Consider the following 289-nt stretch of genomic DNA (forward strand, 5'->3'; position numbering starts at 1 on the left):
GCGTATCCAGGCCGCCCACCTCGTTCGGGGTGAACTGGCGCACGCCCAGGATCGGACGGTTCCGGTTGGCATCCCAGTAGTAGCCGTTGTCATCGTCGATCAGCGACACGCTGGGCGGATTGGTGCCCCAGATCGCTTCGGAGCGGTACACCGCCAGGTTGGTCCAGGCCTGCAGGTCGTTGCTGAAGTCGAAGGTGGCATACAGGTTGCCGGACACGTTCTCGGCACCGCCGGTGAGCAGCCAGTTGGCGTAGTCGGCGCTCATACCGCACAGGCGGCCGGTGTTGGT

General features: G+C 65.1%; 1 protein-coding gene. It reads right to left on the reverse strand.

Annotation, left to right across the window (positions count from 1 at the left end):
• On the reverse strand, window positions 1-289 hold a 289-nt coding region (locus AC6UDF_RS07170), incomplete at both ends, for a hypothetical protein (RefSeq protein WP_500724179.1).

It is taken from the genome of Fructilactobacillus sp. X2R6C1, assembly GCF_059901295.1.